This is a genomic window from Amycolatopsis heterodermiae (genome assembly GCF_034929455.1).
Lineage (GTDB): Bacteria > Actinomycetota > Actinomycetes > Mycobacteriales > Pseudonocardiaceae > Amycolatopsis > Amycolatopsis heterodermiae.
Genome location: NZ_JAYFSI010000005.1, coordinates 231,976 through 247,167 on the forward strand (window position 1 = coordinate 231,976; position 15,192 = coordinate 247,167).

Here is a 15,192-nt window from a genome sequence, read left to right on the forward strand (position 1 = left end):
GGCGGTGCTGACGTCACCCCTGCCCTTCGAGGTAGAGGCTCAGATCGTTGAGCAGTCGACTGGTCTGCGTGGTGTCGGTGTCCGGCCTGGCGTGTTCCAGCAGAGCCCGCGCATGGGGCAAGACCATCCGATAGGCAGGCCAGTCCGCGGGAGTGTGAGGAACCAGATCGGAAAGGGTGGCAGCCAGAACGGTCGCGGTGCTGTCGCGGGCGGCGGCGATGTCGGCGGGCTGACGGTGCGGGTCGGTCGGGTCGGGAGTGCGAGTGACCGCCTGCACAAGACGATGCACGGACACAGTGTTCCCGGTCAGGGTGACCATACTGTAGGCCGCCAGGCGGCCCAGCGCTTCGGACAGCTCCGGCTCCTCCACCTCTCCGGCCAGCAGATCCCGGGGGATGCCGTCCGGGGCGAACCAGGCCAGCTGCCGCAGCACCCGTCCCGCAGCTGCGGTGTCGGCCAAGCGGTCGAGGGTGACATGCCAGCCCCTCGCCATTGTCCGCTGCGCGTTACCACCCTCCGCAGTCGCGGTAAACATCCGCGCCGGAAACCGCGCTAGCAAGTCCAGATAGGCGTCAGGGCTGATACGAGTCTGGGCCAGGTAGGCGCCCGCCTGCTCGACCGCCAGCGGCAACCACCCCAGCTCGGCGCACAACCGGTCCGCGCCGGCCAGATCCGCTTCCGGCCACTCCGACCCCACAATCCGGGCCAGCAACTGCAACGCCTCGTCTGCGGCGAGTACGTCCAGCGATACCGTCCCCCCAGCCGCCAGCCAACCCGAGCGCTGACGACTGGTGACCACAATCGTGCCTGTCCGCACCCGGCTCAATAAGGCGGCCACCTCCTGCGGACTAGTGGCGTTGTCCAGCACCAGCAACCAGTCCTCATGGGTGGCCAGCCACCGCACCCCCAGCGCTGTGCGCTGCTCCACCGGCAGATCCGCGGCAGCGGGCAGGATGGCCTCGGCGAGGTCGCCCAGGCCGGTGTCGAGAGCGGCCGGGGAGTCCGCGGTGATCCACCATTGGAACCCGAACCGGCCGGCGTGCCGGTGAGCGAACCGGGCCGCAAGCGTGCTCTTGCCCACCCCACCCAGACCATGCACCGCGACCACCACCGCTCGCCCGGACCCGTCCAGCACCGCATCAAGCTGATCCAGCTCATCGGTACGGCCTACGAACAGCGCCGTGTCGAGCGGGATCCGGGACAGACCCGGCACCGCCGGCACCGACTCGATCGCAGGCAACGGGGTCTGCGTAACGGTGTTGTACTGGGTGTTGTTATTCCCGGCCTGAACACCCCGGCTGCCGCTTACCGCGTACACCGGCGGCGCCGAGCCGACGGGCTCAGGCGAGTCCGGGTGCGGGTGCGGGTGCGGCGGGGTGGTCGGCATCGTGGGCCAGGTCAGTGGAAGGTGTTGCTCTGGGTGTTGTAATCCCCCACCTGCACACCCTTGTTGCCGTGCAACACGACCTGGTACTTGCCCGCCTGGGTCCCGTCGAGGTCGGTCAGCTCCAGCACCTTCAGCGCTGCCGCCACCAGTTCCTCATCGGCACCGGCACCGGCGGCGGTCAGCGCAGCGGTGAGCTCAAGCCGCTCAGTGGCACCACTCTCGTCCGCAGTGACCGCGTCGGCCTCCACCGCCTCCACGACCTCGGCCGGCACCGGCACCGCTCGGCGCAACGTCCGCACAGCCAGCGACTTCACCTCTGCGTAAGCGTCCTTTACCGCCGTGGACGCCGTCTCACGAGCGCCTGCCGCAGCACCGGCCGCCAGAGCGGTCACCACCAGCTCCACCGACTCGATCACACCAAACCCCTCGCCTGGACGCCGGACCCTCAGCTACCAGTATCGGCTGAACCGAGCATGCCGCTACACGCCACACCGAATCACCCGCTTCGACCTCCGCTCATGCCACTAGTCGAGCGTCCGGTCATGCCGACGAACGGACGTTGGGCGCTACCGTCGGCCTTTCGTACCGACCGCACCGCGACAGCTTCAGGTCAATCGCGCCTCGTCGAGGGTGGAGCGGATGGTCTTGGTTGTGAAGTGGTCGGGTCCCAGCACCCTGCCCAAATCACCCGCCGCCCGGTAGGCAGCCGCCGTGGTGTGTTCCAGCAGAGCCCGTGCATGAGGCAGGACCATCCGACAGATATGCCGTCCGCGGGAGTGTGTGCATTCTCTGCCCTGAAGCGGGCTGTGGCGATATCGGCGGGCTGCCGATGAGGGTGGGTGTGTGAGTGACCGCCCGAACCAGACGGTGCAAGGCGACAGTGTCCCGGTCAGAATGATCATGCTGTAGGCGGCCATGTACCCGGCGACCTGCTCAACGTCCTGCGGGCTGGTCTCCTCGTAGCCGCGGCTCGGAGATTCATCAAGGACACCCCCTTGACTGCCTACCAACTAGAAGGTAGAAATTACCGCGTGACCACGACAGCGGATCGGATCCTGGACAGCGCTCAGACGCTGGTACAGGTTCGGGGGTACAACGGCTTCTCCTACGCCGACATCAGTGCCGAGCTGTCCATCACGAAGCCGAGCATCCACCACCACTTCCCCACCAAAGCCGCGCTGGCCGAGGCGCTGATCGCGCGCTATCGGGAACGCTTCGCCGTGGCGCGGAAGGAAGTCGACGACGATGCGGCGGGCGCGCGGCAGCGCCTGGTGGGTTATGCCGGACTGTACGCCGAGACCTTTGCCCAAGGCGGCCGCATCTGCCTCTGCGGTGTCTTCGCCGTGGATGCGGAGAGCCTGCCCGTTCAGGTCCGGCAGGCGACGGACGCGTTCTTCGCCGATCAGCGGCACTGGGTGGCCGGCGTGCTGGCCGAGGCGGGCGTGCCCGCCACCCGGACCGGTCCGGCGGCCGAGGCCTACCTGGCGTCCCTGGAGGGAGCGCTGCTCCTGGCCCGCGCCCACGGGCAGCCGGACGGCGCTGCCGGACCGGATCGGGATGTGGTCCGGTCGGTGGCGGCGACCTTGGTCGACGCTCTGCTCTGAAAACGCCGCCACGCGCGGCATTTTTTCATGACCGTTCAACCTTCCAACTAGTAGGTAGTCAGATGAGGAGAACCACCATGGGACAGGACTTCACCGGCCGCAAGCTCGTCGTCGTCGGCGGCAGCAGTGGCATGGGCCGTCAGATCGCCGACGACGTCGTCAGCCGTGGCGGCAGCGCGGTCGTCATCGGTTCCCGCCCCGAGCGGGTCGAAAAGACCGTGGCCGACCTGACCTCCCGCGGACAGGCGTGGGGCATCACCGCCGACCTGCGCGATCCCGCCGAAGTGACGCGGGTGCGCGAGGAACTGGCCGGCCAGCACGCCGACACGACGTTGCTGGTCAACGCGGCCGGTGTGTTCAAGCCGCTGCCGTTCCTCGAACACACCCCCGCCGACTACGACGCGTACCTGGACCTGAACAAGGCCACTTTCCTGATCACCCAGACCGTGGCACAGAACATGGTGAACAGCGGCCACGGTGGCGCCATCGTCACCATCGGCAGCATGTGGGCGAAGCAGGCCATCGCCGCGACCCCGTCGTCGGCGTACTCGATGGCCAAGGCCGGCCTGCACGCCCTGACCCAGCACCTCGCCCTGGAGCTGGCCACCCACAGGATCCGGGTCAACGCCGTCTCCCCGGCCGTGGTGGCCACCCCCATCTACGAGGGCTTCATCCCGCCGGCCGAGGTCGACACCGTCCTGGCGGGATTCAACGACTTCCACCCGATCGGCCGGATCGGCACCACCGAGGACGTCTCCGCCGTGGCCACCTTCCTCCTCTCCGACCAGGCCGGCTGGGTCACCGGCGCGATCTGGGACGTCGACGGCGGCGTCACGGCGGGCCGGAACCAGTAACCACCGAGGCGATGCCAGGCCTGTACGGGTTCGACGGTTCGGAGCCCGTACAGGCCGGCCCGCGCACGACGAGTGGCGTCAGGCCTGCCCGGCCTGTGCCCACGCGATCAGGTCCCGGACACGGCCGGCCTCCGGCACGGCGACCAGTCCCGTCAACAACAGGGGCCCCGACGAAGGAAGGAACGTCAAAGGGCCGCGCGAGGACGCGCTGAAGAAGATGGTTCCGCTGCCGTCCCGCCGGATCCGGGCGACCGGTGGCGGCAGCGTGCCGAGATACGCCGACGCGCGCGTCCTTCCCGAGAAGCGATCGGCCAGCACGATCCGCCGGTCGGTCACGACGTACTCGACAGCGCGCCGCCCTCGCACCCTCGCGGCGACCGGCACCCAGACGAACGCGACACCACCCACCCCGAAGGCCCATGAGAAGAACGACAGCGGTTCATGCCGGGCCACCGGGATCACCAACGACGTGATCCCCCAGAGCAGGCCGAATGCGAACTGGTACCAGTCGAACCGGGCAAGGACGAGACGCTGTGGCCGCCCTGACCACAGCAGCCGCTCGCCCGGCAGCAGAACATTCGTCGGCACATCCACGGCGACCTCCCGGCGTTCTTTGCCGGACGGACGCCCGGGAGGGCCCTCCGGGTTGCCCGGACGGCCGAACTGCCCGGTTCCGGCTGAGCCGGAGTGCGCCGAGGCGCTGACCGGAACCGAGCCCGGTGCGGACTGACGTCCGTGATCACCATCCTCGGTCGGCCCACCGGAAGGCGGTCCTGGACGCCCATAACGGCGTGGCGTGGCCGAACTTACCCGGTCGGGTGATGCGGCAGACACGATCGGCCGCCGCGTATCCTGGGCGGCGCAAGGTAATCTCATCGCTCGCTGTCCGAGGGCGGGCACCCCGCGCTGTTCGTGACGACCTGCGAAGCCGACAGGACAGGAGTGGCGCGATGCGGCTCTCGGACCGGCTTCGCCGGGTGGTCGTCGTCGGCGCCGGCCTGGGTGGCACCGCCACCGCCGTCCGGCTCCTCCAGTTCGCGCGGGAACCCTTGCAGGTCATGCTGATCGAGCGGCGCCCCGAGTACCGCAGCGCCGGCGTGGCCTACCACCCGGCCGGCAACCACTGGCACCACGTCTTCAACATCCAGGCCGGCCGGATGTCGATGTTCCGCGAGGACGTCGACGATTTCGTGGCCTGGGCGAACGACGAAGCCGACCGCACCGGCTGGCCCCCGGAGTGGAGCGGCTTCACCTTCACCGAGTCCGGGCCCGCGCCGCGCCGGATCTACGCCGCCTACCTCGCGGACCGCCTCGCCCGGGCCGCGCGCGAAGCGGCCGACGGCGTGACCCTCGTCGAAGCCGACGGCGAAGTGGTCGACGTGGCCGTCGGCGCCGGCCACGCCCACGTCGTCGTCGAGCGGTTCTCCTTGTCCCCCAACGAAACAAGCCGCGTCACGCTTCGCGCCGACCACGTCGTCGTCGCGACGGGCCTGGAAGAACGCGACCTCCCCTTCGCCGCCGGCGTCGCCGACCACCCGTCCTTCGTGCGCCATCCCTACTCCGAAGCGGGAATCGCGCGCATTCTCGGCACCGGGAAGGACGCCACCGTCGCGATCATCGGCACGTTGCTCACCGCGTACGACTCGGCCACGCTGCTGCTGCGGCGTGGCCACACCGGGAAGATCGCCATGATCTCCCGGTCCGGCCGGATGCTCCGGACTACCCGCCGGACCACCGGCACCGCGTGCTCGCCCTGCCGGCGCCGCGCCTGCACGGCGAGAGCTACGAAGGCCGGGAAAGCCTGCTTCGCCGCGTCACGGCCGAATGGGAACGGGCGTGCGCGATCGTCGCCCGCGAACATCCGGAAGTGGCGCCGGTGACCGTGCCGGAACGGGTCGCGAAATCGTGGGAGCCCCACCTGCCCGAGGTGCTCGCCCGGATCCCCTCGGCCGACCTGCGGGCCCTGCTCGACCAGTACGGGACGCTGCTGGCCACCCTGCGGGTCGGCGCGGTCGCGTACACGACCGGGATCATCGACGCGGCGATCGACGGCGGCGGCCCGATCACCCTCGTCACCGGAAGGGTCGACCGGATCGCCGGCACCGAGGCCGGGACGCTGAGGGTGTCGGTGGCCGGACCGTCGGCGCAAACCCTCGAAGCGGACCTCGTGATCTCGAACTTCGGGCGGGAGCCGGATTACGGACGGGCCGGCTCGGCGCTCTGGGCGGCGCTCCTGCGGAAGGAGATCGCCGTCCGGCACCGGCGGACCGGGCGCGGTGTGGAGGTCGACGCCGCCGGTGCCCTCCTCGGGCCGTCCGGGGTCGCGTCCGGCCCGATCTCCGTGGTCGGCGGCCCGCGGGAGGGCGACGAGATCGTCCGGTACGGCCGGATCGGCGCGTTCACCTTCAACCTCGCCGCGATCAAGAACCATTCGGTCGGCGTGGGCTGCGACCGTCCTGCGCCGGCTCGAATCCTGTTACGACGAGCCCGGCGCGACGGTGATCGGAGATGCCTTCGGCCACTCTGTCATGCTCGACGTGCGCCGGATGACCGCGCGGCTCGGGCGCGACCGGGAAGCCTTCGCGACCCGGCTCGAGGTGAGCCTCGGGCGGATGCGCGACGCCTCCGGTGGCGAGGTCCGGTGGACCGATCGCGCTCTGCGCGCCGCCGTGAACACGGCCGCCACGAAGAAGCTCAACGACCTTTCCGTCACCCCGCGCGAACTCCGCGGCCTGCTCGGGCTCGACGATCCGTCCACAGTGGAGTGACGGCCCCGCAACGGGGAAGACGCGGCGGTGGCGGGAAGTCGGCCAGCCTGGTGTCATGCCTCGACCGGGCTTGCGTGAGATACCGGGTTCCCTGCTCGTCGGCTCGTCGCGCGCGAGCGTCCGCGGTCTCTGCAACCGCACCGGGAAACCGGTCGAGGGCACGGTTCTGGTGACCGAGACGCTCGGCCCCGACCTCTACGACGCGATCGTCGTCTCGTCCGCGGTGATCTGCGCCCGCGGCGGCCGGACCGGGCACATGCAGTCGCTGTGCCGTTCGCGGGGGATTCCCGTGCTGCGCGTCGACGCGTTCGAGCCGGACGCGTTCGTCGGCGAAGTCACCATCCGGGTCGATCGCGAGTCCGTCGTCCTCGGCGGGGTCGACGCCGAGCCGCAGCGGGCGCGGCCCCCGGGGGTCGGCCTCGACGAGCTCGAGTCGATCTGCGTGGTCGTCTCCGACGCCACCGACATCCGCTCCACCAACGACATCGCGCCGCCGGCCGAGCAGGTGAACTGCTTCTTCGTCCGCGAGGAGTTCGTCTGCTTCGCCGCCGGCCTGAGCCCGGTCGACGCGCTCCGGGCCGGAGACCGCGAGGCCGAGCGTTACGGCGAAGCCGTCGCCTCGGAGCTGTGCACGATGGTGAAGGAGCTCCTCCCCCGCCAGCGCCTGGTCATGCGGCTGCTCGACCTCCGTTCGGACGACGCCGCCCGGATCACGACAGGCGCGGCGGTGCCGGCCGAACCCAACCCGGAACTCGGCCTCCACGGCGCCCGGTGGCTGCTGGCGGAGGGCCGCTACCCGCGCGCGTTCCGGGCGCTGCGCGCGTACCTGCGGGACCGCCTGGGCTGGGACGCGGAGCGAGTCGGCTTCGCCGTGCCGTTCATCAACGACGAGGACGAGTTCCTGCGGCTGCGGCGGCACCTCGGCCTGCCCGGTGACACACCGCTCGGCGTGTTCCTGGAGACCCCGGCCGCCGTGCACTCGACGGCCGGGTTCTCGCGCGCGGGAGCGAGCGAACTGTTCGTCGGGACCAAGGATCTGATCCAGTTCTACCTGGCCGCGGATCGTGGCAACCACCTGGTCGCTTCGTCGTACGAAACCCGGCACCCGGCGGTGCTGGCCGCGCTTCGCCAGGCCGTCGAATCGTGCCGGGAAACCGGGGTGACGCTGCACGTGTTCGTGCTGGGCGCGGACGTGGACCACTACCTCCGGCAGGTACCGACGCGCACGCTGATGATGTGCACCGCCGAACTGGCGCAACTCGCCTCGAGACGAGCCGGACCGGCTGCGGCGGACTCGGCATGAGCGACGTCACCGCCAGCGGGACAGCCACCACCACGACAACGCCCACCACTTCGCGATCCGCGCCCGGCTCTTCTCCAGCCGCACGCCGTGATGCCACAGGAACACCAGGACGGTGGCGCCCGCGCCGAGCAGGGTCAGCAGGGCGCCGACCACGATCGGCCCGGTGTGCTTGTCGCCTTCGTCGAGTTCGGCGCGCCGTTCGTCCGGCCACACCCGGATCTGCACCCGGCGTCCCGGGACCATTCCCCGCCTTTCGTGGTACTCGAAGGTCTCCGTCTTCGTCACGCCCTCGGGGCCGGTGTACTCGACGGCCGCGGTCGGGTGTTCCCAGCTCCCGGTCGTGACGACCCACCCCGGGAAGAGCCCCGCCGACCGGTTCACCTCGGCGGCCAGGGAAGCTCCGGACCACACCACCGCGAGCCCGCCGACCAGCACGACCAGGGGAAGCCACAGCAGGGCCGCCTCGGGCAGCCAGGACCTCGACGACGTCATGCCTCCAGCACGCCGGGAGAACCGTCGCGGTTGCCCGGCGGCGCCGAACGGCATTGCGTCGTCGCCGTGGTCCAGTGAGCGACCCCGGCGGCGATGTCCGCTGTGGAGCACTCCGCGGGCCACCCGCGGGCGAGGTGGCCGTCGGGGCGGACGAGGCCGAAGGCGAGGCCGCACCACTGCCCGGGAGTCGTCGCCGGCTCGACGAGCGTCCGGTCGATGCCCGCCAGGGCGGCGTCGCCGACGTCCCGGCCACCGAACCCGACCAGCAGGAACCGGTGCACGCGCAGCGCGTCGTGCAGCGATCCTCGCGCGAGGGGCAACGGCGGCAGCCGGCGGCCTTCCGGTGGCGGCCCGGCCGGGTAGTGGACGTCGAGGCCGGACAGCCAGCCCGTGAGCTCCGCGGCCGTATCTCCCTGGTGGGCAATGAATTCACCCAGCATGCGCCGCAACTCGGCGTTCGCCGGGGAGAAGGTCATCGCGACGGCGGACTGGGCCAGGGTGTTCGCCGCGAGCCGGCGTGCGACGGGAAGCCGTTCGGCTTCGTAGGAAGCGGTGCCGGAGCGGAGGTGCGCCGGCGCCCACCCGCGGACCTCCGCGGCGAGCTTCCACGCCAAGTTGGCCGCGTCCTGCACCCCGACGTTGAGCCCCTGGCCGCCCGCCGGGAGGTGGATGTGCGCCGCGTCCCCGGCCAGGAACACCCGCCCGGCCCGCACCCGCTCGGCGTGCCGGGTGGTGTCGGTGTTGCGCGAACCCCAGAACACGGTGCCCAGCCCGTAATCGGTGCCGGCGATCCGGGTCATCGACGCGCGCAGCCCGGCGCGGTCCACCGGGACGTCCCGGCGGGCCCGGACCTGGGCCGGGGTCAAGCCGGTGTCGGCGGCTTCGACGCCGAAGACGCGGTAACGCCCGCCCGGCAGCGGCAGCACGTTCAGGGTGCCGCGGGCCGCGTCCCAGAAGTGCGGTTCACCCGGCGGCCGGCGGAGTTCGACGTCCCCGACGAACCCGCACAGCGTCGGCTCGGTACCGGGGAAACCGACGCCGAGCTCACGGCGGACCGTGCTGCGGGCGCCGTCCGCCCCGACCACGAACCGCGACACCACGGTTTCCTCCCGGCCGGCGCTACGGAGGTGCAGCCGGACGCGGTCGGCGTCCTGCTCGAGGCGGCACAGCTCTGCCCCGCGCCGGACGGCGATCCCCTGGGCGGCCAGGTGCCCGGCCAGGATTCCCTCGGTGACGGCCTGCGGGATCATCAGCACGTACGGGAACTCCGTGTCGAGCCCGCGGTAGTCCAGCAGCTGGGGCAGCAGGCCGAAGTGCGTCGCGGGCAGTTTCCTGCCGGCGGCCACCATGAGGTCGGCGACGCTGCCGCCCGGCGCACGCACGGCCTGGAGCACCTCGAGCGTCCGCGGGTGCACCGTCGTGGCCTTCGAATACCGGCTGGGTTCGCTGCCGCGATCGACGATCCGCACGTCGATCCCGGCGGCGTGCAGCAGCGCGGCGGTCGCCAGGCCGATCGGCCCGGCGCCGACCACGACCACCTCGGCGGTCACGAGCCGAGCCGGCGGCGTTCCAGCGCGTACGCGAGCGCGTTGACGACCAGGGCGGTGCCCGCCACGACCGTCTGCGGCCCCCGCCAGCGCGGCGGCACGGCACCTTCGGCGGCACCCGGGCGCGCGCGGTCGAACAGCGCGGTCCCCGGGTACAGGGTGGCCGACAGCTGCGTCACCCAGTACACCGACGCGGCCGCCGTGGTCACCTGCAGACGCTCCTTCGTCCACGCGCCGCGGCGTCCCCACAGCAGGTAGGTCGCCGCCGCGCCCAGCACGGCTCCGGTGCTCATCGTCTGCGCGTTGTGGAACTTGGCGTGCGGCGGCCACTCGGGGTTGTGGATGTGGGTTTCGTTCCAGTCGAAGCGGTAGGACCCGCACGCCGACCACACCGAGCTCAGGGTGAGCAAAACCTTGCCGGTACTGATGTTCATCATTTCTCCTCCGAGGTACGGGGTCAGGCGAACGAGGCGGCGTGATCGGCCGCCCACCGCGCGAACGACAGCGGTTCACGGCCCAGAACCCGGCGCGCGGTGCCGGTGTTCGGGGACTCGCCCCGGGCCGCGGCGGTGATGAAGTCGACGATCGACGTCGCGATCTCCGGCGGCTGAAACCGCTCGAAGTGCTGCTGGGCCTGGGAAGCCGACAGCTCCTCGACCCGGAGGGGCCGTCCGGCGGCTTCGGCGAGGAGCTGGACTTGACGTCGCTGGGAGATCAGCTCGCCGCCGGTCAGCAGCTCGGAGACGCCGCCGGTGCCGGGTTCGAGCAGGGCCGCGACGGCGACGGCCGCGATGTCGAGTTCGTGGACCGGCGCGGTGCGCGCTTCCGGACACAGCAGCCGGACCACGCCTTCCGCGCGGGCGGAGGCCGCCCAGCCGAGTGCGTTGTTCGCCAGCACCAGCGGCCGGATCGGCGTCCACCGCAGCCCGGACTCGCCGAGGGTCCGCTCCACGTCGCGGTGGTGCTCGGCCGTGGCGTTCCCGTGGGCGGAGGGCAGCAGCACGCTGCCCGAGGACAGGAGCACGACGTGCTCCACACCGGCGTCGCAGGCGGCCTTGGTGAACGCGGCGGTGCCGGCCGGCGTGGCGTAGAGGAACACCTGCCGCACGCCGGTCAGCGCGGCCGTCAGGGTTTCCGGTGCGGCGAGGTCGGCGGCGACCACCGGAACGCCCGGCGGCAGCCCGGCGGCCGCCGGGTCGCGCACCGAGGCGCGCACGGGCTCACCCGCCGTCCGCAGCCGGTCGAGGACGTGGCGGCCGACGCTGCCCCGGGCGCCGATCACAAGAGTGGTCACGAGGGTTTCTCCTGTTCAGTGGGTTGCCTACAGCATCTCCGGCCACCCGGGCGTGGAACCACTTGATGACTCGATGACGTGCTTTACCGCCATAGTGGTGCTCGATATGCGACCATTTCCTCATGTTCGACGTCGTGGACACGCAGGTCATCCACGCTCTGCAGTGCTCGCCGCGGGTCACGTTCCGCCGGGTCGCCGAGCTGATCGGGGTGTCCGAGCAGACGGTGGCCCGCCGGTACCAGGCCCTGCGGCGCGAGGGCGTGCTGCGGGTGCTCGGGCGGACCGCGCCGGCCGCCCACCGGCACGACGAGTGGGTGGCCCGGATCCGGTGCCGCCCGGACCGGGTCGACGCCGTCGCCGACGCGCTCGTGCGGCGCCCGGACGTCTCGTTCGCCCACATCACCTCGGGTGGCGCGGAGGTCATGTGCCTGCTCCGCGCCGGCGCCGGGGGCAACGACGTCCTGCTGCAGCAGCTGCCGAGGTCGGTGTCCGTGCTCGGGGTGCGCATCGACCTGCTGCTGCACCGGTTCGGGCCGCCGGGGACGTCGGACTGGACCGGGTACGAGGGCCGGTTGACGCCCGGCCAGGAGCGGGAGCTGCGCGCCGAGCTCCCGCCGGTCGCCGGGCCGCCGATCGAAACCACCGGCGAGGACGCCGCCCTGCTCGCGCTCCTGGCCCAGGACGGGCGGGCCGCGCATGTGCGGCTCGCCCGGGAAACCGGTTCGACGAAGGCCCGGGTGGCCCGCCGGCTGGCCGCCCTGGAGACCTCCGGCGCGCTCTACTACGACGTCGACCTCCTGCCCGAGCGGCTGGGGTACCACTCCCACGCCACCATCTGGATCCGGGTCGCGCCGCGGCACCTCGAAGAAGTCGGGGAGGAACTCGCCCGCCACGACGAGGTCGCGGTGACCCTCGCCGTCGGCGGCCCGGACAACCTCATGGCCGTCGTGATCTGCCGCGACCCCGAGGGGCTGTACCGGTACCTCACGACCCGCATCGCGAAGATCCGGGCCATCGACGGCTACGAGGTCAGCGTCCGCGTCCGGCCCTTGAAACAGGCCGATTCCCTGATCGCCGGCGGCCGGCTGCTCGCCGGCCACGGCAGCTGAGCCCGGCTGGGCAGGCCTGCTGCTGTTCGTCGCCGAGGAAGTCCTCGAGGATTGGTGAACCGCGCCGGCTGCTCCTCGGCCGCATCGTCTCGCCGGAACGCTCGCGCGAGTTCGCGCACTGACGGACCACACGACCGGTTCGTCAGGTTGCCGCGTGTTTCAGCCGGGCGTGGATTTCCGCGGTTTGCGGGGCACCGAGTTCCTCGCAGATCGCGAGGGCCTGGCGCCAGCATTCGACCGCTGTGTCGATGTGGCCGAGGATCTTCGCTATGTCGCCGATGGAGGTGAGGCTCCTCGCTTCGCTCCAGCGGTCGCCGACCTCACGCCACATCTCGAGCGCCTGCCGGTAGTGCTCTTCGGCCTTGTCCAGTTCGTCGAGGTCCCGGTAGGTGTCCCCGAGGCTCTTGAGGATCTGGGATTCACCGCCCGGGTCGCCGCTCCGGCGTCGCAAGTGCAGTGCCTGCTGGAGATAGTCGATCGCCTCGGCGTACCGTCCGAGGCCGCGGCAGGCGTCGCCGAAGCAGTGCAGGGCCACGCTCTCGCCGTAGGGGCTGTCCACCGCGCGAAACAGGGTGAGAGCCTCCTGGGAACAGGCCAAGGCATCGGTGAACCGCTCCAGCTCCCACAAGGTGATGCTCAGGCTTCCCAGGGTCCACGCCTCGGCGTAACGGTCGCCCAGTTCGCGCCAGATGTCGAGTGCGCGCTCAAAGCTGTCGATCGCATCGTCGTACCGGCGGAGGTTGCGGTAGGCGATTCCCAGACCCGCGAGCAGCCAGGCGTATCCACTCCGGTTGGCCTGCTGCTCGGCCGCGGCGAGCCCGATACGGTAGGCGATGATCCAGTCGACCCAGGGAGTCCGCAGGGTGAAGTAGCCCCATAACGCGGTCGGGAGCTGCCAGGCGATGTCCAGGTGCGACTCGGCCGAGGCCTGCCGAGTCGCGGCGACGAGGTTGAGGCGTTCCGCCTCGCACCACTGCCAAGCCCGCCCCTGGGTTTCGAAGGTCAGAGGACGGCAGCCGGCGGGTGGTTCGCCGAGCGGGGCATGCCGTCGACGTGGCGCGAGCTGACGGTCGGCGGCGTCGGCAGAATGCAGGTACCACGTCAGCAGGCGCAGTTTGGCGTCACCGCGGCCGGCTTCGGTTTCGTCCTCGCCGGCGCGTTCCGCGGCGTACAACCGAAGCAGGTCGTGGAGACGGTAGCGGTTGTGGTCGACCTCCTCCACGAGGTGCACGCTGGCGAGAGCGTCGAGGTTGCGCCGGGTGTGCTCGACGGTGAGGTTGGTCAGCGCCGCGGCGGCCGGGATCGAGAGGTCCGGGCCGGAGTGCAGGCCGAGCAAGCGGAACACGTGGGAAACGGCCGGCGGAAGCGCCCGGTAGGACCAGGAGAACACGACGCGCACGGCCGTGCTCTCGTCGTCGTCCGCGGCCAGCAGGTCGAGCCGGTCGCGTTCGCCGGACAGTTGGCGGGCGAGTTCGGCCAGGGTGAGCCTGGGGTGCGCGGCGACGCGTTCGGCGGCGATGCGCAGCGCGAGCGGAAGGTACGCGCATGCGCGCGTGATCTCGGCAGCCGCAGCACCCTCGGCCGCGACCCGGTCTTCACCGACGATCTGCTCGAGGAGGGAGTACGCCTCCGCCGGGTGAAGCGGGTCGAGGGTCAACCGGGCGGCGCCCTCTCGGGCGACCAGACCGGACATCCGGTGGCGACTGGTGATCAGCACCCGGCACGTGGCCGATCCGGGGAGCAACGGGCGGACCTGCTCCGGTGTGGCGGCGTTGTCGAGAACGATCAGGACACGCCGGTCGGCCAGCAGGGAGCGGTAGAGCGCCGTCTGTCCCTCGAGGTCCGCCGGCATGGACCGGGTGGCGACACCCAGCGCTCTGAGCACCCGTTCCAGGATCTGCTCGAGAGGTGTGGGCACGACCGGGTCGTAGCCGTGGAGATCGATGTAGATGTCACCGTCGGTGAACCGGCTTCTCACCGCGTGTGCCCAGTGAACGGCCAGCGCGGTCTTGCCCATCCCGGCAGCGCCGACGATCAGGAATATGGAGGTTTCTCCGGGCCCGCCCGCCCCGGGCTCGACGAGCAACGAGTCGAGCTTGGCGATGTCGGCGAGGCGGCCGGTGTAATGGGCGGTGCTCGCCGGAAGATGCCGGGGTACCGGGAGCACGCGGTGTTCGGCACCTGCGGCGGGACTGGGTTGTCCCACTGGGCCGGCGATATCGCTGTAGGGGTTGTCCGGCAGGGCGATCCACGCCGAAGTGACGGTTTCTTTGACCGAGACAGTCACATTTCGGTAGGTTTCCGGTCTGGCGGTGATGCTGTGCCGCACCACCTCGTCGAAGAACCAGTTCGACGTGATGAGTGCGAGGATGCCCCGCGAGCCTGCCAAAGCGGCCCGCAACTCGGAAGAATTCGCGAGGCGAAACGTCAGGTTCACCGACGCGGCGGTGACGCCGTGGTCGTCGTAGTTGATTTCTCCCGCGTGCACCGCGAGCCGCAACCTGATGCGGGCTTCGGGCCCGTGCAGGTGGTTGTGCTCCGCGAGGGCGTCCACCACCCGGGTGGGAAGTGACTCCACGAAGAGGCTTTTCGGCACTTCCGGCGGTGCGAGGACGAAGACGCCGTCACCGCGGTCTTCCGTTTCACAGGATTCCCAGGGGATGCCGGCTCTGTCGAAGGATGTCTGCAGGCAGCTGTAGAGCCCGCGCCGGACCGCGAGCTGATGGTGATTCGTCCGTTGCCATGCGCCGAACCCCTCGACGTCGACCACGACGATCGTACGGTGCACCGCTGCCGTCGATTTCGCCATCACCATGCCCCCGCCGGTTTCGCCG

General features: G+C 70.9%; 14 protein-coding genes. 6 read left to right on the forward strand and 8 right to left on the reverse strand.

Going from position 1 to position 15,192, the window contains the following annotated elements; all coding sequences use genetic code 11:
- Positions 1-13: 13 nt before the first annotated feature.
- Together VA596_RS23345 and VA596_RS23350 are read right to left on the reverse strand one after the other, a co-directional pair.
- Positions 14-1,387, reverse strand: a complete 1,374-nt coding sequence (locus VA596_RS23345; protein ID WP_323329992.1) for an AAA family ATPase — start codon at positions 1,385-1,387, stop codon at positions 14-16.
- Between the two features lie 11 nt (positions 1,388-1,398).
- Complete coding sequence (locus tag VA596_RS23350; RefSeq protein WP_323329995.1) at positions 1,399-1,803, reverse strand: hypothetical protein; 405 nt, start codon at positions 1,801-1,803, stop codon at positions 1,399-1,401.
- Positions 1,804-2,418: 615 nt separating this feature from the next.
- Here VA596_RS23350 and VA596_RS23355 point away from each other — a divergent pair.
- Positions 2,419-2,991: a TetR/AcrR family transcriptional regulator gene (locus VA596_RS23355; RefSeq protein WP_323329997.1), complete on the forward strand. Its 573-nt coding sequence runs from the start codon at positions 2,419-2,421 to the stop codon at positions 2,989-2,991.
- A gap of 77 nt (positions 2,992-3,068) precedes the next feature.
- Positions 3,069-3,845, forward strand: coding sequence for an SDR family NAD(P)-dependent oxidoreductase (locus tag VA596_RS23360; protein WP_323329999.1), 777 nt, complete (start codon positions 3,069-3,071; stop codon positions 3,843-3,845).
- 78 nt (positions 3,846-3,923) lie between these two features.
- On the opposite strand, the gene VA596_RS23365 is transcribed toward VA596_RS23360, so the two are convergent.
- Positions 3,924-4,439, reverse strand: a complete 516-nt coding sequence (locus tag VA596_RS23365; RefSeq protein WP_323330001.1) for a hypothetical protein — start codon at positions 4,437-4,439, stop codon at positions 3,924-3,926.
- A 356-nt stretch (positions 4,440-4,795) separates the two neighbouring features.
- Between VA596_RS23365 and VA596_RS23370 the strand changes: the two genes are divergently transcribed.
- The 3 genes from VA596_RS23370 to VA596_RS23380 all read left to right on the forward strand — a co-directional run bounded on the left by VA596_RS23370 (position 4,796) and on the right by VA596_RS23380 (position 7,916).
- Positions 4,796-5,725 (forward strand): FAD/NAD(P)-binding protein, encoded by a 930-nt coding sequence (locus VA596_RS23370; protein WP_323330003.1) that lies wholly within the window; start codon positions 4,796-4,798, stop codon positions 5,723-5,725.
- 648 nt (positions 5,726-6,373) lie between these two features.
- Positions 6,374-6,613 (forward strand): hypothetical protein, encoded by a 240-nt coding sequence (locus VA596_RS23375; protein WP_323330005.1) that lies wholly within the window; start codon positions 6,374-6,376, stop codon positions 6,611-6,613.
- A gap of 55 nt (positions 6,614-6,668) precedes the next feature.
- Complete coding sequence (locus tag VA596_RS23380) at positions 6,669-7,916, forward strand: putative PEP-binding protein (protein WP_323330007.1); 1,248 nt, start codon at positions 6,669-6,671, stop codon at positions 7,914-7,916.
- A 6-nt stretch (positions 7,917-7,922) separates the two neighbouring features.
- Here the strand turns inward: VA596_RS23380 and VA596_RS23385 are convergent, their stop codons facing one another.
- The 4 genes from VA596_RS23385 to VA596_RS23400 are packed head-to-tail and all read right to left on the reverse strand — an operon-like array spanning position 7,923 to position 11,249.
- Positions 7,923-8,408: a hypothetical protein gene (locus VA596_RS23385; protein ID WP_323330009.1), complete on the reverse strand. Its 486-nt coding sequence runs from the start codon at positions 8,406-8,408 to the stop codon at positions 7,923-7,925.
- Entirely contained in the window at positions 8,405-9,958 is a 1,554-nt protein-coding gene (locus tag VA596_RS23390; protein WP_323330011.1) for an FAD-dependent monooxygenase, read from the reverse strand. The genes VA596_RS23385 and VA596_RS23390 overlap by 4 nt, the downstream gene beginning before the upstream one ends.
- Positions 9,955-10,389 carry a DUF6640 family protein gene (locus tag VA596_RS23395; protein WP_323330013.1) on the reverse strand — a complete coding sequence of 145 codons (435 nt, stop codon included), beginning with the start codon at positions 10,387-10,389 and terminating at the stop codon, positions 9,955-9,957. The genes VA596_RS23390 and VA596_RS23395 overlap by 4 nt, the downstream gene beginning before the upstream one ends.
- Positions 10,390-10,412: 23 nt before the next feature.
- Entirely contained in the window at positions 10,413-11,249 is an 837-nt protein-coding gene (locus VA596_RS23400; RefSeq protein ID WP_323330015.1) for an NAD(P)H-binding protein, read from the reverse strand.
- Between the two features lie 122 nt (positions 11,250-11,371).
- Between VA596_RS23400 and VA596_RS23405 the strand changes: the two genes are divergently transcribed.
- Complete coding sequence (locus VA596_RS23405; protein WP_323330017.1) at positions 11,372-12,358, forward strand: Lrp/AsnC family transcriptional regulator; 987 nt, start codon at positions 11,372-11,374, stop codon at positions 12,356-12,358.
- Positions 12,359-12,500: 142 nt separating this feature from the next.
- On the opposite strand, the gene VA596_RS23410 is transcribed toward VA596_RS23405, so the two are convergent.
- The gene (locus tag VA596_RS23410) at positions 12,501-15,167 is read right to left on the reverse strand and encodes an ATP-binding protein (RefSeq protein ID WP_323330019.1); all 2,667 of its coding nucleotides are present in this window, start codon (positions 15,165-15,167) and stop codon (positions 12,501-12,503) included.
- Positions 15,168-15,192 lie beyond the last annotated feature (25 nt).